This window comes from Streptomyces sp. B15, from assembly GCF_018070605.1.
Classification (GTDB): domain Bacteria; phylum Actinomycetota; class Actinomycetes; order Streptomycetales; family Streptomycetaceae; genus Streptomyces; species Streptomyces smyrnaeus.
In genome coordinates this window covers 42,903-61,603 of the sequence record NZ_JAGPXJ010000002.1, presented here as the reverse complement: position 1 = coordinate 61,603, position 18,701 = coordinate 42,903, and the positions used below count along the sequence as shown (strand labels likewise).

17 protein-coding genes and 1 pseudogene are annotated in these 18,701 nt (G+C 71.9%); 13 read left to right on the top strand and 5 right to left on the bottom strand.

The features are described 5' to 3' along the window. Positions 1-67: 67 nt before the first annotated feature. Entirely contained in the window at positions 68-550 is a 483-nt protein-coding gene (locus tag KBY19_RS01715; protein WP_180289494.1) for a helix-turn-helix domain-containing protein, read from the bottom strand. A 201-nt stretch (positions 551-751) separates the two neighbouring features. Between KBY19_RS01715 and KBY19_RS01710 the strand changes: the two are divergent. Together KBY19_RS01710 and KBY19_RS01705 are read left to right on the top strand one after the other, a co-directional pair. Then, positions 752-880, top strand: a pseudogene (locus KBY19_RS01710) (MFS transporter); the annotation flags it as partial. 87 nt (positions 881-967) lie between these two features. Then, on the top strand, positions 968-1,159 hold the full coding sequence (locus tag KBY19_RS01705; RefSeq protein WP_247690502.1) for a hypothetical protein: 192 nt from the start codon (positions 968-970) through the stop codon (positions 1,157-1,159). Positions 1,160-1,245: 86 nt separating this feature from the next. On the opposite strand, the gene KBY19_RS01700 is transcribed toward KBY19_RS01705, so the two are convergent. Then, a complete protein-coding gene (locus tag KBY19_RS01700) occupies positions 1,246-2,256 on the bottom strand; it encodes an RNA polymerase sigma factor SigF (protein WP_099881638.1) in 1,011 nt (336 codons plus the stop codon). Positions 2,257-2,518: 262 nt separating this feature from the next. Here KBY19_RS01700 and KBY19_RS01695 point away from each other — a divergent pair, with 262 nt between their 5' ends. From KBY19_RS01695 to KBY19_RS01680, 5 genes are all read left to right on the top strand, one after another. After that, positions 2,519-2,917, top strand: a complete 399-nt coding sequence (locus KBY19_RS01695) for an STAS domain-containing protein (RefSeq protein WP_185017062.1) — start codon at positions 2,519-2,521, stop codon at positions 2,915-2,917. 418 nt (positions 2,918-3,335) lie between these two features. Then, positions 3,336-3,812: an ATP-binding protein gene (locus tag KBY19_RS01690; RefSeq protein WP_099886549.1), complete on the top strand. Its 477-nt coding sequence runs from the start codon at positions 3,336-3,338 to the stop codon at positions 3,810-3,812. Positions 3,813-4,024: 212 nt separating this feature from the next. Beyond that, positions 4,025-4,783: an LPXTG cell wall anchor domain-containing protein gene (locus KBY19_RS01685; protein ID WP_185017060.1), complete on the top strand. Its 759-nt coding sequence runs from the start codon at positions 4,025-4,027 to the stop codon at positions 4,781-4,783. A 102-nt stretch (positions 4,784-4,885) separates the two neighbouring features. After that, positions 4,886-5,851 (top strand): DUF916 domain-containing protein, encoded by a 966-nt coding sequence (locus tag KBY19_RS36120; protein WP_247690501.1) that lies wholly within the window; start codon positions 4,886-4,888, stop codon positions 5,849-5,851. Positions 5,852-5,922: 71 nt separating this feature from the next. Then, positions 5,923-6,963 (top strand): neocarzinostatin apoprotein domain-containing protein, encoded by a 1,041-nt coding sequence (locus KBY19_RS01680; protein ID WP_307843421.1) that lies wholly within the window; start codon positions 5,923-5,925, stop codon positions 6,961-6,963. 91 nt (positions 6,964-7,054) lie between these two features. Here KBY19_RS01680 and KBY19_RS01675 read toward each other — a convergent pair whose 3' ends face one another. Continuing rightward, positions 7,055-8,581, bottom strand: coding sequence for a peptide MFS transporter (locus KBY19_RS01675; protein ID WP_099881630.1), 1,527 nt, complete (start codon positions 8,579-8,581; stop codon positions 7,055-7,057). 321 nt (positions 8,582-8,902) lie between these two features. Here KBY19_RS01675 and KBY19_RS01670 point away from each other — a divergent pair, with 321 nt between their 5' ends. Next, positions 8,903-9,583 carry a response regulator transcription factor gene (locus KBY19_RS01670; RefSeq protein ID WP_210964960.1) on the top strand — a complete coding sequence of 227 codons (681 nt, stop codon included), beginning with the start codon at positions 8,903-8,905 and terminating at the stop codon, positions 9,581-9,583. Positions 9,584-9,649: 66 nt separating this feature from the next. Further along, the gene (locus KBY19_RS01665; RefSeq protein ID WP_099881625.1) at positions 9,650-10,936 is read left to right on the top strand and encodes an ATP-binding protein; all 1,287 of its coding nucleotides are present in this window, start codon (positions 9,650-9,652) and stop codon (positions 10,934-10,936) included. Here KBY19_RS01665 and KBY19_RS01660 read toward each other — a convergent pair. Next, positions 10,856-11,503, bottom strand: coding sequence for a GtrA family protein (locus KBY19_RS01660; RefSeq protein WP_247690500.1), 648 nt, complete (start codon positions 11,501-11,503; stop codon positions 10,856-10,858). The two genes, KBY19_RS01665 and KBY19_RS01660, sit on opposite strands and share 81 nt — an antisense overlap. Before the next feature lie 141 nt (positions 11,504-11,644). Then, entirely contained in the window at positions 11,645-12,154 is a 510-nt protein-coding gene (locus KBY19_RS01655; RefSeq protein WP_210956692.1) for a protease inhibitor I42 family protein, read from the bottom strand. A 48-nt stretch (positions 12,155-12,202) separates the two neighbouring features. On the opposite strand from KBY19_RS01655, the gene KBY19_RS01650 reads away from it, so the two are divergent. The 4 genes from KBY19_RS01650 (at position 12,203) to KBY19_RS01635 (ending at position 18,689) form a co-directional block, all read left to right on the top strand. Then, positions 12,203-13,408 carry a 5-(carboxyamino)imidazole ribonucleotide synthase gene (locus KBY19_RS01650; RefSeq protein WP_099881621.1) on the top strand — a complete coding sequence of 402 codons (1,206 nt, stop codon included), beginning with the start codon at positions 12,203-12,205 and terminating at the stop codon, positions 13,406-13,408. Positions 13,409-13,549: 141 nt separating this feature from the next. Further along, positions 13,550-14,062: a 5-(carboxyamino)imidazole ribonucleotide mutase gene (purE, locus tag KBY19_RS01645; protein ID WP_099886547.1), complete on the top strand. Its 513-nt coding sequence runs from the start codon at positions 13,550-13,552 to the stop codon at positions 14,060-14,062. After that, entirely contained in the window at positions 14,059-15,258 is a 1,200-nt protein-coding gene (locus KBY19_RS01640; RefSeq protein WP_099881619.1) for a dipeptidase, read from the top strand. The genes purE and KBY19_RS01640 overlap by 4 nt, the downstream gene beginning before the upstream one ends. Positions 15,259-15,419: 161 nt before the next feature. Continuing rightward, entirely contained in the window at positions 15,420-18,689 is a 3,270-nt protein-coding gene (locus KBY19_RS01635) for an amidohydrolase family protein (protein ID WP_210964958.1), read from the top strand. Positions 18,690-18,701 lie beyond the last annotated feature (12 nt).

The following is an 18,701-nucleotide window of genomic DNA, read 5'->3' as shown; positions in this document are numbered from 1 at the left end:
GACCCCGACCCTGCCGCCGCCCCGACGGGCGGTCCCCCGCGGTCAGGGCGGTGCTGGGGGAACGTCCCTAGGGGGTGCCGAGATCGTGGTCGGCACGCAGGGCGCCGGTGCGGAAGTCCTGTGGGGGGACGCCGTAGGCCGTGCGGAAGGCGCGGGTGAAATCGGCGGCGCGGGTGAAGCCCCAGGTGGCGGCGATGGTCTGAATGGTGTGGTGGGCCAGTTTCGGGTCGGCCAGATCGCGGCGGGCGCGGTTGAGGCGCTGGCGGCGGATCCAGGAGCTGACGGTGCAGCCCTGGCTGCGGAAGAGCCGGTGCAGACTGCGGGTGGAGATGTGGTGGGCGGCGGCAATGGTGTCGGGGCGCAGCTCGGGGTCGCCCAGATGCGCCCACACGAAGCTTTGGACCCGGGCGAACAGGGCGCGGTGGTGGTCGGCAGCCGCGCGGGGGCCGGGTGCCGTCGCCGGGGGCCGCTGCCGGCGGATGCGACGGACGGCCGCGCTCCGCGAGGCGGGCCGGGCCTGAGCGTTGGGCAGGGTGTGCGAGGTGAGCACGGTGTCGTCCCCCGATCGGTCACGAGCTGTTCTGACGCGTTGGACGATAGGAAGCCGCGGGCCGCGGCGAATCCCGTGCAGGTGCCAACTCCTGGGTCGAACCAGGGGTTGAGGCGGCCTCGGTGTCAGCCCGAGGCGGTAGTCGGTGGGTGGTTGTAGAGCCACAGCTGTTGTAGCCGCACAAACAAATGGGGGGCGGTCTTGCCCGATGTCGAACTGACGCCGCGCCGTCGGCTGCTGGTGCCGGCGATCTGCTGCATGTCGCTGCTGATCGTCAGCCTCGACACGACAGCCCTCCATGTGGCGCTGCCCGACATCCGCGCCGACCTGGGCTGACGCTCGGCGGCCGGCGGCGGCGTTGTTCGCCGACGCCCCTGCACCACGCTGGCCGTCGAGCATCTGGTCCGGCGCGGCCTGGTGACGCGCGAGCCCAATCCGGCCGACCGCCGCTCCAAGCTGGTCGAGGTCACCGAGGCGGGGCCCGGGCGGCGGCCGAGATGGCGCGGATCACCGACGCCCCGCCACCGGCGCTCCGCGCTGGCGCCCGGGGATCTGACGGCGCTCGAACGGATACTGGCAGGCGCGCTGCGCGACCGCTCGGCGGACTGAACATGCCGAGGGCCCGGCCGGACGCTCATGGTCCGGCCGGGCCCTCAGCACGCGGAGAAGCCGCACCACATCGGGCGGCCCCCGCGTCACTCCTCGATCATCAGCCCCTTGCGGAGCTTGCCCAGGGTGCGGGAGAGGAGGCGGGAGACGTGCATCTGCGAAATGCCGAGCTCCTCACCGATCTCCGACTGGGTCATGTTCGCCACGAAGCGCAGCGAGAGGATTCTGCGGTCCCGGGCGGGGAGTTCGGCGATCAGCGGCTTCAACGACTCGACGTACTCGATGCCTTCGAGTCCGTGGTCCTCGTAGCCGATGCGGTCGGCCAGCGCGCCCTCGGTGTCGTCCTCCTCGGGCTGCGCGTCCAGCGAGCTGGCGGTGTAGGCGTTGCTCGCCGCCATGCCCTCGATGACTTCCTCGGCGGAGATGTTGAGCCGGCGGGCCAACTCCTCGGCCGTCGGCGCCCGGTCCAGCTTCTGGGCGAGTTCGTCGCCCGCCTTGGCCAGGTCGAGCCGCAGCTCCTGGAGGCGTCGGGGTACCCGCACCGACCAGGACGTGTCGCGGAAGAAACGCTTGATCTCGCCGACGATGGTCGGCATCGCGAAAGTGGGGAACTCGACGCCGCGGCCCAGTTCGAAGCGGTCGATCGCCTTGATCAGGCCGATGGTGCCGACCTGGACGATGTCCTCCATGGGCTCGCTGCGCGAGCGGAACCGGGAGGCCGCGAACTTGACCAGCGCGAGGTTGAGTTCGACCAGGGTGTTGCGTACGTACGCGTACTCGTGAGTGCCCTCTTCGAGGTTCTCCAACCGCTCGAACAGCGTCTTGGACAGGGCCCGCGCGTCCAGCGGACCGACCTCGTCATAGGGTGGGATCTCAGGGAGCTGGAGTTGGTCGAAGAGGTCGGCTTCCACCGCCTCCGCGATCTGATCGGCGCTCGCCGGATCGGTGTCGGCGCTCGCCGGGTCTGTGAGAGTTTCGGGGACCAGGGACTGGGAATCCGGCAGCCGGTCCGTGCTGTGCTGCTCCGGAACGGCGGGAAAGGTCGCGACCTGCGTATGCGCGGGGTCGGATATCCCGTTGTCGAGCCGGGGTGACATGGCTGTCCTCCATGGTTTTCTCGGCATATGGCTGCCGAAGCCGTGCGGTGCACTACGGGGTGCGGCGCCTCCAGGGCCGACGTCGGTTCGGTATCCCTACTAGACCTACCTGCTTCTGCACAGCGAGGGCAAGCTCCTTATGTCCATCTGTGACCAATCTGTCCAATGTTCGGCTACCGGTGGGGCTGCCGAAGGCGTAGGGTTGCGAACCGCTCGACGGGGGAAGCAGTGAAGGCCCTCACGCGAAACAGAAGGGGTGTGCATGGACCGCGGAATGCCCGGCAGCACGAGCCAGGGCCGGCTGACGGTCGAGGTACGGCACGAGGGAATCAGTGCCGTGGTGACCCCCGAGGGTGAGCTCGATCACCACACCGCCGAGCTGTTGCGCGAGCCGCTGGAGCGGAGCGTCGAGGAGGGCTACAGCCGCCTCGTCGTGGACTGCTCGCGGCTCGAGTTCTGCGACTCGACGGGGTTGAACGTGCTGCTCGGCGCCCGCCTGAAGGCGGAGGAGGCCGGTGGCGGCGTCCATCTGGCGGGGATGCTTCCGGTGGTGGCGCGTGTCTTCGAGATCACCGGCGCGAGCGCGGTCTTCACCGTGCACGACGATCTCGCGGCGGCGCTGGGGCAACCCTCGGGCACGGAACAGCGCCCCGAAGCGTAACCAGGGCGTTGCACGCATCACACAGGTCCGGCTGAATCCGTAAGTGTTCTCACGGTGCGTCCGGGCAGGAGTCCAACGAATCTGTCAGACATTCGTGTGCGGCGCGTCAAGGTCCCGCGGGGCGCGGGACGGCGCGGAACGGCGAAATGTAACCGGTGATCGGTGAGGTGAACCACTGATGAGCACCACCCGGCCGCAACCGGCGGGCGACCGCGGTCCGGAGCCGGAGGGCACTCCGGCGACCGCGGCCCCGGGGTTCGCCGCGGCCGAGGGTGCTGACGCACATGTGCGTGCCGGTGCGGACACGGGGCGTGAGCCGACCTTCGGGATCTCGGATTCCGAAGGTGCTCAAGGAGGTGCCGACCCTTCCGGGAGCGCTTCCACGCCCACACCCGAACCCGAAGGGGGGAGCGGCGCCATGGGGACCGCTGCGGAGAGTGCGGCCTCGGCCGCCGCGGGGGCCACCCGCCAGGCAGGGCAGCCGATGCGGCAGGTCCGCAGGCTGCGGCTGGTCGGTGCCAGCGGCGCCGTGCCGCGCGCCCGGGACTTCACCCGCCGCGCCCTCCAGGACTGGGGCTGGCTGCCGGCGGCCACGGCCGATCAGCGCGCGGCGGCGGAGGACGTCCTGCTCGTCGTCTCGGAGCTGGTCACCAACGCGTGCCTGCACGCCAACGGCCCCGAGGAGTTGCGGGTCGGCGCCAACGCGAAGGTGCTGCGCCTGGAGATCGTGGACCTGGGCAGCGGCTCGCCGTCCCCCCGGACCCCGCACCGCGCCGGGCGCCCCGGCGGGCACGGAATGTTCATCGTCCAGCGGCTGTGCCTGGACTGGGGCGTCGTGCGCAACCCCGACGGACCGGGCAAGACGGTATGGGCGGAGCTCGCGGCCCCGCACTGACCGCACCGGCCGACGCTGCTCTTTCGGGCGCGCGCCGATTTCCCGGGCCCGCACCGGTTTTTCCGGGCCCGCACCGATGCGCTCGGGGCGGCGTGCGTTCGCTTCGACTCGGGGTGCGGGGGCTCTTCCCTCTGTAAGGGGCTGGGGCTACTGTCGGCGCAAATCTGATGTGTCGTCAGTAACTTGCGAGTCCGGATGAAGGGGGAACCCCCGTGTCCCACAGCAAGAAACGCCACACCCGCAATGTCGCCGCCACGGTGGTGGCAACAGCCCTCGCCGGATCGGCCGTCCTGCTGTCGGCGCCCGCGGCGAGCGCCACCACGGTCGACGTCGACTACCAGTGCAAGACCCCCATCGGCGACAAGAGCGCCGTCTCGCCGATCGACATCAAGTCGACCAAGAGCGGCAGCGGTTACAAGCTGACCATGTCCTTCGAGAAGGGCGTCTCCTCCAGCCCCGTCGAACTCGGCAAGGGCGCGATGAAGCCCAGCGCCAAGATCAAGCTCGGCGGTGCCGAGACCGGCGACGTGTCGGTGAGCGGCCCCGGCAACGACAAGGCCATCCCGGCCAACACTCCGATCAAGATTCCGGACCTGACCGGTACCTACACACCGAAGAAGTCCGGCAAGGTCACCTTCACCGCCAGCACCCTCACCATCAAGGCGCTGGGTACCACCACCACCTGCAACCCGAAGAACAACCCCAAGCCCTCCCTCACCCTCGATGTGACGGCGGCCGGCGGCAGCGGCGGCTCGGGCGGCGGCGACGCCTCGGGTGGCGCGGCGAGCGGCGGGGGCGACGCGTCCGGCGGCGCGGCGAGCGGCGGGAGCGCCCCCAGCGGGGGTGAACTGCCCAAGACCGGTCCCACCGACTCCGCGGTCGCCCTCGGCACCCTCGGTGGCACCGTGCTGCTGGCCGGAATCGGCGGAACACTGTGGGTGACGCGGCGCAGGGCCGCGGTACGGCACTAGCCCGTGGTGGGCCGTAGGCCGCCCCGTAACGGCGCCCGCATCGCGCCGGCCCCCCTTACCCCGGCACCGCGACCGGGCCGCACCCGGGGGGCGCTGGTCTGTGTGCTCGTCGCGCTCTGCGTGTCGACGGCGGGCAGCCCGGCTCGGGCGGCACCGCTCAGGGGCGATCCCACATGGTCGGCTGCGCCCGCTCCGCCCGCGGGCACCCCGGGCCCGGACGCGCGCTCGTACTTCTATCTGGAGGGTGAGCCCGGCACCGTGCTCCGGGACTCCGTCGCGCTCACCAACCCCGGTGACGAGTCCCGTACCTTCCGGCTGCGCGGCGCCGACGCGTACAACGAGCGCGGCGGCGGGTTCGCGGTACGGGAGGAGGGCCGCAGCCGGGGGCCGGGCAAGTGGATCGCCCCCGCCGAGGACACGGTCGAGGTGCCGCCGCGCACCCGGGCCGAGGTGCCGTTGAGCGTGACCCTCCCGGACGGTGCCGTACCCGGCGACCATCCCGCCGCGCTCGTCGTCGACGACGGCGAACGAAAGGTGGGGGTCAGGATGTATCTGCGGGTGAGCGGGCCGACCCTGGCCGCCCTGAGCATCGAGAACGTCTCCGTCGAGGAGCGGGACGACGGCTCCGCGACGATCGGCTACACCCTGGTCAACCGCGGCAACACCACGCTGCGGCCCCGGCTCGCCGTCGACGCCGACGGGCTGTTCGGCTCGCTGGTGCGGCAACCCGCCCGCGTCCTGCCCGTCGAACTGCTCCCCGGCCGGAGCGTCACCCGCCATGAGCGATGGCCCAAGCCGCCCTTGGTCGACGTGGCGCACGTCCGCCTCACGGTGACGGCGGAAGCCGGGGCCCGCTCCACGGCCACCACCACGTACCCGGCCGTGCCGGTCGGATGGCTCGTCGGCGTACTCCTCGTGCTCGCCGGGGGAGCGGTCGGCTGGTACGCCCGCCGCAGACGCGCACGGGGCCGGGCGGACCGGCCCCCCTCGCCCCCGGCCCCGCCGGAACGGCACGAGCGACGGCCTCGACCCCAGCCTGCGGCGCCAACCACGGGAGCGGCGAAGTGAGGACGAACATCCGGCGAACCGTAGGCCTGTTGGGCGCCCTGGTGGGCTGTGTCCTCTCGCTGACCGTACCGGTGGACACGCCCGCGGGCGCCGCGACGAAGCAGCAGCCGAAGGTCACCCTGTCGCGGAGCGAGGCGGGTGCGGGCGCGACCGTCACGGTCCGGGGCACCGGATGGCGCCCCGAGACCCTGCTCACCCTGCTGGTGTGCGGCCAGAACGCGATCGGCGGCACGAACGCCTGCGCCAACGCCGAGGGGCGGGCCGTCACCACGGACGGCGAGGGCCGTTTCCGCAAGAAGATCCCCGTCGCGGAGCCGCCCAAGCCGTGCCCCTGCGTCGTCCGGGCCACCACGGTGACCGGCGACCACGCGGCGGCGAACGCGAAGCTCCGGGTGGCGGGCCACCCGGTGGAGCCGCTGCCCGCCAAGCGGGCCGGCGGGCGGCTCAGCGTGCTGGCGGCGCGGCTGGAGGGCGACAGCGGGCTGCTCAACTGGTTCGGCGCCCCCGAACAGCGCAAGCTGGTGCTGACGGTCGGCAATCTGGGCGCCGACCCCGCCCGGGACCCGGTCTTCGAGGTCGGCACCTCGCACGGCGTCCTCGCCCCCGAGTGGGAGCGTCAGCAGTGGCGCGGCACCATCGACCCGGGCGAGAAGGCACGGGTCGAGCTGACCGTCGAGCTGGCCTCCGGCGCCCACGGCGAGTACACGGTCGCGGCCAAGCTCGGCAAGCGCGTACTGACGGAGCAGCCCTGGGAGGTCGGCCGGCCGTGGGGGGTGACCCTTTTCTGGGTGCTGTTGTGCGTGGTGGTCCCGCTGGCCGCGTTCCGGCTGGGCATGGCGCTCGTGGCGCGGGTGGCGCCGTCCTCGCAGCGCTCCGCCCGTGCGGGCTCCCCCGGCGATGGCCCGACCTCCGGCACCCTTCCCTGGTTCGCCCCCGACACGGCGAGGGCAGCCCCTTCCGACTCCGCTTCCGTTTCCCGTCGTGGGGGCACTTCCCCTGCCACCGGTGGGGATACGCCCACCCGGACGGAGTCCGGGGGAGGTGGGGACGAGGACGGCGAGGGCCTGGGGGCCTCCCGGCCCCAGACCGGGGGAGGAACGGCGACCCGCTGAGCGGATCGCCGTTCCCCGGAGCCTCGCGTCGGTTGCTTCTCGTCGTCGCGGGGGAAGAACTCCCCGCCGACGAGAGGCAAGGGTCGAGGGGCTACTTCGCCTCGGACATGGTCGAGGCGATCTGCCGCCGGTACATGTAGATCGCGAAGCCCGCCAGCACGGAGAGGGTGGCTTCCGTGGCCACCACGCCGGTGGTGCTCAGATCGGCGCCGCCGATCGACAGCAGGCCGGTGATGCTGTCGCCCGCCGTCACGGCGAGGAACCAGACACCCATCAGCTGGCTCGCGTACTTGGCGGGGGCCAGCTTGGTGGTCACCGACAGGCCCACCGGCGAGAGGCACAGCTCCGCGACGGTGTGCAGCAGGAAGATCAGGACCAGCCACATCGGGGTCACCTTCGCCCCGTCGGCGGCCATGCCCATCGGGACGACGAAGACGAAGAACGACAGGCCCATCACGACCAGCGAGAAGGCGAACTTCACGGTGGTCGACGGCTCCTTGCCGCGCCGGTTGAGCGCCAGCCACAGCGCCGCGAAGACCGGGGCGAGCAGCATGATGAACAGCGGGTTGATCGACTGGAACCAGGTCGAGGGGAAGTGCCAGCCCAGTATCTGGGTGGTGGTCTTGGCGTCACCGAACGCCTGCACGGTCGAGGCGCCCTGGTCGTAGATCATCCAGAAGATCGCCGCGGCGGCGAAGAACCAGATGTACCCGGTCATCCGGCCCTGCTCGGCCTGGGTGAGGTCCTTGTCGCGCTTGATCCGCACCAGCATGCCCAGCGGGATGAGCAGGCCCAGGACGGTGAGCGGGATCATCGCCCAGTTGAGGGTGAAGGTGCCGGTGGCGACCACGACGCCATAGAAGATCACGGCGACGACCAGCCACAGCAGCGCCTTGCGCAGCACGCCCGCCTTCTCCTGCTCCGACAGCGGCGAGGGGACCTGGCTGCTCTTGGGGTCCAGGTGGCGCGAGCCGATGAGGAACTGGATCAGGCCCAGGCCCATGCCGACGGCCGCCATGCCGAAGCCCAGGTGCCAGTTGACGGTCTGTCCGACGGTGCCGATGGCGAACGGGGCGAAGAACGAGCCCGCGTTGATGCCCATGTAGAAGACGGTGAAACCGCCGTCGCGGCGCGGGTCGTCGGGGCCGTTGTACAGGTCGCCGACCATCTTGGAGATGTTGGCCTTGAGCAGACCGGAGCCGGTGGCCACCAGGGCCAGGCCGACGAAGAACGTCGGCTCACCCGGCACCGCCAGGGTCAGATGGCCGAGCATGATGATGCCCGCGCCGACGGTGACCGTCTTGCGGGGTCCCCACAGCCGGTCGCCGAACCAGCCGCCCGGCATGGTCAGCAGATAGACCATGGCGTTGTAGACGGAGTAGATCGCCGTCGCCGTGGCCAGGTCCATGGCGAGCCCGCCACCCTGGTGCCCGGCGCCGCCTTCACCCGCGTCGGGCCCGCCGGCCACGAGGTAGACGACGAGCAGTGCGCGGAGGCCGTAGAAGCTGAAGCGCTCCCACATCTCCGTCATGAAGAGCGTGGCCAGACCTCGTGGGTGGCCGAAGAAGGTCTTGCCGCCGGTGTTGCCGGGGGCGTCCTTCGTCAGGCTGGGCGCCATATCGGTGTTCCTTGCCATTGCGCTGCGGGTGCCGCGCTGCCCAGCGGCGATGCTCGCAGCGGGACCCGTACACGGAAAAGGACCCCCGGCCGATGGTGCTGTGGCGCCAGGAGTCCTCGACGTTCACTACATAAGTGCATTCACCATAGGTCACCGTGTACCGCACCAGGGAAGAGGTTGCGAGATACATCACAGGTGAATCGTGCAACCTGCCCATGTATTCGTTGGTGTCGTGTCCATCTCACCTCAAGATCGACAGTGTCCGGGGGAGAGCGCACCAGGTCACCACTGGCGCGCGGCCACGCGGACTACCATCGGTCCATGACCCGTGTACTGCTCGCCGAGGATGACGCGTCGATCTCGGAGCCCCTGGCCCGCGCCCTGCGCCGGGAGGGATACGAGGTCGAGGTGCGCGAGGACGGCCCCACCGCGCTCGACGCCGGGCTGCGCGAGGGTATCGACCTGGTCGTGCTCGACCTGGGGCTGCCCGGTATGGACGGCCTGGAGGTGTGCCGCCGGCTGCGCAACGAGGGCCACGCCTTCCCGGTCCTCGTCCTGACCGCACGCGCCGACGAGGTGGACACCGTCGTCGGCCTCGACGCGGGCGCCGACGACTACGTCACCAAGCCCTTCCGGCTCGCCGAGCTGCTGGCCCGCGTCCGCGCGCTGCTGCGCCGCGGTACGCCCGCCGAGCCGGCCCAGCCCCCCGCCACCCACGGCGTGCGGATCGACGTCGAGTCGCACGCCGCCTGGATGGGCGAGGAGGAGCTGCAGCTGACCGCCAAGGAGTTCGACCTGCTGCGGGTGCTGGTGCGGGACGCGGGCCGGGTCGTCACCCGGGACCAGCTGATGCGCGAGGTGTGGGACACCACCTGGTGGTCGTCGACCAAGACGCTGGACATGCACATCTCGTGGCTGCGCAAGAAGCTCGGCGACGACGCGGCCAACCCGCGCTACATCGCCACCGTGCGCGGCGTCGGGTTCCGCTTCGAGAAGAGCTAGGGCCGGCGGCGGAGAGTCGTACGTTTGGGGTGCGCCCCCTGCAACAGCTAGGAAAGAAGCCAGCACGTGCGCCGTCGGCTCATCCTGTCCATCCTCGCCGTCGTCCTCGTCGTCGTCGCGGTCTTCGGTATCTCGCTGGTGATCGTCGAGTCCCGCACGATCGAGAACAGCACCAAGGAGAACGTCCGCGCCGAGGCGGTCCGCCTGGTCTCGACCGTCGAGAGCCGGCTGGTGGCCGGGGAGCGGGTGACCAAGGAGTCCATCGGCGTCACCACCTCCAAGGACCGCTACGTCCGCTACATCCGCATCGAGCTGCCCGACCGGCGGCCCATCGAGGTCGGTGAGCGGCCCTCCGGCGATGTCGTCGAGGCCAAGGAGACCGGCGCGCACGGCGAGCACGTGACCGTACAGGCGTCGCGCTCCGCGGTGCGGGCCGAGGTCGGCCGCACCCTGCTGATCATCCTCGCGGTCGCGCTGCTGGCGGTGGTCGCCGCGGCCGTGCTGGCCGTACGCCAGGCGCACCGGGTGGCGGCCCCGCTCACCGACCTGGCCGAGACCGCCGAACGCCTCGGCTCCGGCGACCCGCGCCCCCGGCACCGCCGCTACGGGGTGCCGGAGCTGGACCGGGTCGCGGATGTGCTGGACGCCAGCGCCGACCGCATCGGCCGGATGCTCACCGCCGAGCGGCGGCTGGCCGCCGACGCCTCCCACCAGCTGCGCACCCCGCTGACGGCGCTGTCCATGCGGCTGGAGGAGATCATCGCGATGGCCGAGGGCGACGAGCCGGGGGACCGCGCCGTCGTCCGGGAGGAGGCGACCATCGCGCTCGCCCAGGTCGAGCGGCTGACGGACGTGGTGCAGCGGCTGCTGACCAACTCCCGCGACCCGCGCACCGGGTCCGCGGTCAGCTTCGATCTGGACGAGGTCGTCAAGCAGCAGATCGAGGAGTGGAAACCCGCCTACCGCAGTGCGGGCCGGGCCATCGTGCGCTCCGGCAAGACCGGCCTGCGGACCGTGGGCACGCCGGGCGCGGTGGCGCAGGTGCTGGCGACGCTGATCGAGAACTCGCTGATGCACGGCGAGGGCACCGTCGCACTGCGCACCAGGGTCACCGGCAACCAGGTGGTGGTGGAGGTCACCGACGAGGGCCCCGGGGTGGACGAGGCGCTGGGCTCACGCGTCTTCGAGCGGACGGTCAGCGGCCACAACTCCACCGGTCTCGGCCTCGCCGTCGCCCGCGACCTCGCGGAGGCGGACGGCGGACGACTGGAGCTACTTCAGCAGCTGCCGCCGGTCTTCGCGCTGTTCCTCAGCCGCGAGGCCGCCGACGTCGACGCGTCCGCCTCCGGCTGAGCCCGCCGGTTCCACGGCGAACCGGACACCGCCGGATCCGGCACCCGCGGGTTCGTCGCCGGGCCGCGCCTCCCGGGCCTGCTCGGGCGCCGGGCCCACGTCCGTACCGGCGTCGGTGTCCGCTGCCGCCCGCGCTCCCACCTTGAAGACCCAGGTGCGGTACGCCCAGAAGCGGAAGACGGTGCCGATGGCGAGCCCGATGACGTTCTTGGCGATGTTGTCCGCCAGCGGCGAGGTGTAGCCGAAACCGTAGTGCGAGAGGGCGAGGATGCCGTTCTCCAGCACCAGCCCGGCGCCGCTGAACAGGAAGAAGAGGACCGTCTCGCGGTGGATCCGGTTCTTGTCGATGTGCCGGTAGGTCCAGTAGCGGTTGCCCAGGTAGTTGGTGCCGATCGCGACGACCTGCGAGATGACACCGGAGCGGATGGGTGCGAGCTGGAACGTGTGGATGCACAGGTTGAAGATCGCGACGTTCACCAGGAAGCCCAGCGCACCGACGGCGCCGAACTTGGCCAGTTCGCGCACGAGCCGCTCCAGTCCCGGGCGCATCGTGCGCCATTCACCCATAGCGATACTGAGCCCCGTTCCGGTCGGCGTGTCGAAGGCTGCCCATGCTAACCAGCCGTGCATGAGCTCTGTAGGGCGATTGACGCACACCGGGCGGCGAGGGTTGAGCGCGGCCCGGCAGGGCCCGGCGGCAGCCGCTGGTCAGTCGGCGACGGTGATACGGAAGGTGACGTCGGTAACGCCGTGGTCCTCGTCGATCCGCTGGTTGCCGGTCCCGCACTGGAAGCACTCGCGCAGCCGGAGCCGGGTGCTGCCGGGCTTCTCGGCCCGGAAGGAGTACCAGCGCTCACCCCGGTCGCCCGCGCTGTCCGGGTCGAAGCCGTGCGAGGAGATCTCCAGCCGAGTGACGATCTTCGGGTCGGGGCGCTGCCCGCGGACGATCCACCGGTACCCCTCGCCGGGCCGGTAGGGGACCTTCAGCACGAACTGCTCGTCCGGGCGGACATGGACACTGGTCTGCTCGACGCCGAACTCCCGTGGCCGCGGGACACCGCTCCCGCCGTCACCGCCGCTGTCGCTGCCCCCGCCGACCCCGCCGGCCCCGCCACCGCCGCACGCCGTGGCGGCCAGCAGCACGGCCAGGGCCAGCGTGGCTTGTTTCCCCCGTCGCTTCGTACAGCGCATCTCGTCCCCCGTTGTAGACAGGTCCATTTCAAGATCGGCCCGTGCCGAGGGTAGCCGGAGCGGTGGAAGGCGGACCTGGCGGGCGGAGCGCTCCGCCCCGCCCCGTACCCTGGAACCGTGACATTCCCGGTAGTCGGCATGGTCGGCGGCGGCCAGCTCGCTCGTATGACCCACGAGGCGGGCATCCCGCTCGGCATCAGATTCAAGCTCCTTTCCGATACGCCGCAGGACTCCGCGGCACAGGTCGCAGGCGACGTCGTCGTCGGTGACCACCGAGATCTGGACACGCTGCGGCGCTTCGCCGAGGGCTGCGACGTGATCACTTTCGATCACGAGCATGTGCCCACCGAGCACCTCCGCGCCCTGGAGGCGGACGGCATCCCGGTGCGCCCGGGCCCCGACGCGCTCGTCCACGCGCAGGACAAGGGGGTGATGCGCGCCCGCCTCGCCGAACTCGGCGTGCCCGCGCCGCGCAACCGGATCGTCACCGGGCCCGACGACGTGGCGGCGTTCGCGGCGGAGGGTGCGGGCGAGGACGGGGGCGACGGCTTTCCCGTCGTCCTCAAGACGGTGCGCGGCGGCTACGACGGCAAGGGCGTGTGGGTCGTGCGCGGCGCCGACGACCCGAACGCGGCCGAGCCCTTCAAAGCGGGCGTCCCGGTGCTCGCCGAGGAGAAGGTCGACTTCGCGCGGGAGCTGGCCGCGAACGTCGTACGTTCCCCGCACGGACAGGCCGTCGCCTACCCCGTGGTGGAGTCCATCCAGGTCGACGGCGTCTGCGACACCGTGATCGCACCCGCGCCCGAGCTACCCGAGAACGCCGCCGTGCGCGCCCAGGAGATCGCGCTGCGCATCGCGCACGAGCTGGGCGTCGTCGGGCATCTGGCCGTCGAGCTGTTCGAGACCAAGGACGGTGGGCTGCTCGTCAACGAGCTGGCCATGCGGCCGCACAACTCCGGGCACTGGACCCAGGACGGCGCCGTGACCTCCCAGTTCGCCAACCATGTGCGAGCCGTGCTCGACCTGCCGCTGGGCGACCCGCGCTGCCGGGAGCGCTGGACCGTGATGGCCAATGTGCTGGGCGGCGACTATCCGGACATGTACGCGGCGTATCTGCACTGCATGGCGCGCGACCCCCAGCTCAAGATCCATATGTACGGGAAGGACGTGAAGCCCGGCCGCAAGGTCGGACACGTCAACGTCTACGGGGACGACCTCGCCGACGTACGGGAACGTGCCGCCCACGCCGCGGGTTACCTACGGGGCACCATCGTGGAGTGAGTACCCCGTGACGGCCGGCTGTCCCGCCGTGGGGGTGCGCGCCCTTCCCACCCGCTCACCCGCCCCTCGCTCCCGCCCTGAGCCGTTTCTCTCTTTCTAGGAGCCGCATTGAGTACAGCCAGCCCTCTCGTGGGGATCGTCATGGGATCCGACTCGGACTGGCCCGTCATGGAGGAGGCGGCCAAGGCGCTGGACGAGTTCGCGGTGCCGTACGAGGTCGATGTCGTCTCCGCGCACCGGATGCCCCGCGAGATGATCGCCTACGGCGAGGACGCCGCCGATCGCGGGCTGAAGGCCGTCATCGCGGGCGCCGGCGGCGCGGCACACCTGCCGGGCATGCTCGCCTCGGTCACCCCGCTGCCCGTCATCGGCGTGCCCGTACCGCTCAAGTACCTGGACGGCATGGACTCGCTGCTGTCCATCGTGCAGATGCCGGCCGGCGTTCCCGTCGCCACCGTCTCGGTGGGCGGGGCGCGCAACGCCGGGCTGCTCGCCGTACGGATGCTGGCCGCCCACGACAGCGAACTGCGCGAGAAGATGCGCGACTTCCAGCAGGAGCTCAACGAGCAGGCCACCGAGAAGGGCAAGCGGCTGCGCGCCAAGGCCGCGGGAGAGACCGGGTTCGGTTTCGGCCAGGCGGGAGGCAACCGATGACCCGTCCCGACAGCCCCAACCTTCAGCGCGCCCGGGCGCTGCTGACCGAGCACCCCGTCGTGGACGGGCACAACGACCTGCCCTGGGCGCTGCGTGAACAGGCGCGCTACGACCTGGACAAGCTCGACATCGCCCAGGACCAGCGCGAGAAGCTGCACACCGACCTCGCGCGGCTGCGCGCGGGCGGGGTCGGCGCGCAGTTCTGGTCCGTCTACGTTCCCGGCGAGCTGACCGGGGACGACGCGGTGAGCGCCACCCTGGAGCAGATCGACGCCGTGCGGCTGCTGGCGGAGCGCTACCCCGAGGACCTCCAGCTGGCCTTCACCGCTCAGGACGTGGAGGACGCACACGCCCAGCGCCGCATCGCCTCGCTGATGGGGGCCGAGGGCGGGCACTCCATCAACGATTCACTGGCCGCGCTGCGCGCCCTCTACCAGCTGGGTGTGCGCTATCTGACGCTCACCCACAACAACTCGCTGGACTGGGCCGACTCGGCCACCGACGAGCCGCGCGCGGGAGGGCTGAGCCGCTTCGGTGAGGAGGTCGTCCGCGAGATGAACCGGCTCGGCATGCTGGTGGACCTGTCGCACGTGGCGGCGGAGACGATGCGGGACGCGCTGCGGGTCACCGAGGCACCCGTGATCTTCTCGCACTCCTCAGCGCGCGCCGTCTGCGACCACCCGCGCAACATCCCCGACGACGTGCTCGCCCAGCTCCCCGCCAACGGCGGCGTGGCGATGGCCACCTTCGTGCCCAAGTTCATCCTCCCGGAGGCGGTGGCCTGGACCCGGGCGGCCGACGAGAACATGCGGGCGCACGGCCTGGACCATCTGGACCTGAGCGACGAGGGCCGCAAGGTGCAGCGCGAGTTCGAGCAGGCCAACCCGCGGCCGGTCCCGGACGCCGCCACGGTCGCCGACCACCTCGACCACATGCGCGAGGTCGCGGGCATCGACCACATCGGCATCGGCGGCGACTACGACGGCACCGCCTTCACCCCGGCCCAGCTGGAGGACGTCTCCGGCTATCCGCACCTGGTCGCCGAACTGCTGGACCGCAAGTGGTCCGAGGCGGACCTGGCCAAGCTGACGTGGACCAACGCCTTGCGGGTGCTGCGCGAGGCGGAGGAGGTGGCCCGCACGCTGCAGACCCGGCGCGGGCCCTCGATCGCCACGATCGGACAGCTGGACGGCTGACCGGCCGCCGGCCGAGCCGGCGTCAACTCCCCGCGGTCGGCGCCGACTCCCTGCGGGAGGCGGCCGTGGAGCAGCGGGCCCCGAGGCGGTGAGTGGTCTTGACCTCGCCCCCGGGGCCCGCGAGCATCAGCGGGCCCACTCCTTGTGTCCAGGGAGGACCATTGGCCACTTCGGAATCGTCCGGCTCGCACCCCACCCCAGCGACTTCCACCCCTTCCGATTCCCCCGGTGCCCTCGCCCGGCGCCGCCTCCTCCAGGCGTCCGCCGCCGCGGGCGGCGCCCTCGCCGTCTCGGGCACGGCTCTCACCGCACCGGCAGCCGCCGCACCGACGCCGACCGCCGTCCCCGCGCAGGCCGCCACCAAGGCCCGCACCGTCTCCTTCTCCGCCGCCACCAACGGCGCCGCCACGCTGGTACCCGGCAGCGACCGGATGATCGCGGAGATGCAGAACATCCTCTGGTCCATCCCCCGTTCGGGTGGCGCGGCGCGTGCACTCAGCGCCCCGGGACTGGAGCCCACCCGGCCCGTGCTGGCCCCCGACGGCAAGACGGTCGCCGTGTGCGCCTACCACGACGGCGGCTTCCACATCTGGACCCTGCGCCCGGACGGCTCCGGCCTCCAACAGCGCACCGACGGGCCCTGGGACGACCGCGGCCCCTCCTGGTCGCCGGACGGCACCCGCGTCGCGTTCGCCTCCGAGCGCGAGGGCGACCCGGTCAAGGGCAGCCCGTACCGCATCTGGGTGCTGGACGTACGCAGCGGCGAACTGACCCGCCTCACCGGCAGGAAAGGGCAGGAAGGGCCGCTCCAGGGCGGCGACTGGGAGGACTTCGACCCCACCTGGTCGCCCGACGGCCGGCGGGTGCTGTGCGTGCGCGGCAGCGTGATCGAGGGGGAGTCCGGCCCGCAACTGCGGGCGCGCACCCTCGTCTCCGTCGCGGCCGACGGTTCCGGGGACGTCCGCACCGAGCACGAGGACCCGACCGAGGGCGTCGCCGTGATGACGCCCGCCGTCTCGCCCGCCGGCAAGGTCGCCTATCTGCGCACCACCGCCGCGCCCAAGGCGTCCTGCACCCTGGTGGTGGACGGCGAGGCGGTGCGGGTCGAGGGCGACCTGGCGCCGGTGCCGCCCCGCTGGGCCGACCGCGAGACGCTGCTGCTGACCGTCTCCGGAACCTTCCGGCTGCTGCGCCCGGCCCGCCCCGAGTCGGTCGAGCGCATCCCCTTCACCGCCGAACTCCCCACCCAGCGCCCCCGCTACCGCGTCAAGGACTACGGCTTCGAGGCGCCCGGCAGACACCGGGTGCGCGGTGTGCAGCAGCCCGTCCTCTCCCCGGACGGCGAACACGTCGCCTACGTCGCCCTCAACGCGCTCTGGCTGGCCCGCACCGACGGCCGGGGCCGCCCACGCAAGCTCGTCGAGGCCTCCGAGTCCCGCTACATCTGCGCGCCCTCCTTCTCCAGGGACGGCGAAGCACTGCTCTACAGCGACGACCGCGACGGGCTGCCGGCCGTGCGCCGCAGAGAACTCGACTCGGGGAAGGACAAGGAACTCGCCGCCGGTGGCCGCGTCTTCGGGGCGCTGTCCCCGGACGGCGACAAGCTGGCCTGCCTGGACATGGCGGGCAATGTGCTCGTCAAGGATCTGGACAGCGGCCGGGAGCGCACGCTGGCCGGGCCGCTGGGCGGCGGTGGCCTCCCCGGTCCGCCCTCCTGGTCGCCGGACGGCCGCCGACTGGCGCTGTGCGACCGCAACCGGCTCAACCACCGCTTCCGTGAGGGCTACAACCTCATCCGCGTCCTCGACACCGACAGCGGCGAGGAGGCCCTGCACCCGCTGGCGCCGCACGCCTCGCTCGCCGACCGCTACGCCGCCGGGCCCGTCTGGTCGCCCGACGGGAAGTGGATGGCGGCCGTGTCCGAGTCGGCGCTGTGGGTGCTGCCCGTGGGGAAGGACGGCAGCCCGGCGGGGAAGGCGCGGCGGCTGTCCGACGAGAGCGCCGACCACCCCTCCTGGTCCGGCGACTCCCGCACCCTGCTGTATCTGTCCGCGGGCAAACTGCGACTGCGCCAGGTCAAGGGCGGGAAGGCGCGTACCGTCCGGCTGGAGATGTCCTGGCGGCGGCCCGCACCCAAGCAGACCGTCGTCCACGCCGGACGGCTGTGGGACGGCACCGGGGACAGCGTGGTCGAGGACGTCGATCTGGTGCTGCGGGACGGCCGGATCGCCGAGATCTCCCCGCACCGCCCGGGCCGCCGCGCAGAGCGACGGCTGGACGCCTCCGGGCTGACGGTGCTGCCGGGCCTGTGGGACACCCATACACACCCCTGGCAGACGACGTACGGCGGCAGGCAGACCGTCGCCCAGCTCGCCTACGGCATCACCACCGCGGTCTCCTTCGGCGGCTTCGCCTACGAACAGGCGCGGCTGCGCGAGGCGGTGGCCGCCGGGAAGCTGGCGGGCCCGCGGCTGCTGGCCACCGGCGAACTGCTGGACGGTGCCCGCGTCGCCTACAGCATGGGCAGGGCCCACCGCACGGCGGACGGGCTGCGGCGTTCCCTGGAGCGTGCGGGAGCGCTCGACTGGGACTTCGTCAAGACGTATGTACGCGCACCCGCCACGGCGATGCGCCAGGCGGCCCGCTACGCCCACGAAGAGCTCCAGGTCCGCTCCGGCAGCCACCTGTGCACCCCCGGCGTGCAGGCCGGCCAGGACCTGACGACCCACCTCCAGGCCACCCAGCGGCTGGAGTTCGGCCATGCCACGACCGCCACCGGGCGCGCCTCCGAGGACGTCGTCGGCATCTACTCCACGCCGGGCGACTTCCACCTGGTCGCCACGCCCTTCACCGCCCTCCCGCTGCTGGGCTCCCACCCGGAGCTGGCCGAGGACGAGCGGGTGACCCGGCTGCTGCCTCCGTGGGACGTGCAGGCCGTACGGGAGCGGGCGGCCACCGCGCCCACGAAGGACGAGCTGGCCACCCTCGATGTGGAGACGGCCGTCTACCGGCGCGTGCTGGCCGCGGGCGGCTACGTGGCGCTGGGCACCGACCAGCCGCTGGTGCCGGTCGGGCTCCACCTCCACCTGGCGCTGCGCGCACTGCACCGGGCCGGGCTCAAGCCGCACGAGGCGCTGCGTACGGCGACCGTGCTGCCCGCCAAGGTCTTCGGTGCCGAGCGCGAGCTGGGCACCGTGGAGGAGGGCAAGCTGGCGGACCTCACCCTGGTGGACGGCAACCCGCTGACCGACTTCGACTCCCTGGTGCGCACGGTGACGGTCGTACGCGGCGGCGTCCCGTACGAACAGAAGGAGCTGGTCGACGCCTACGGCGCCGAGCGGACCCGCGCCCACGGCGAGGGGCGGCAGTCGCACTGGCGGCAGGTGAGCAGCCGGCTGCGCCGGGACGGCTGCTGCGACATGGGGCACTGAGCCACACCAGCA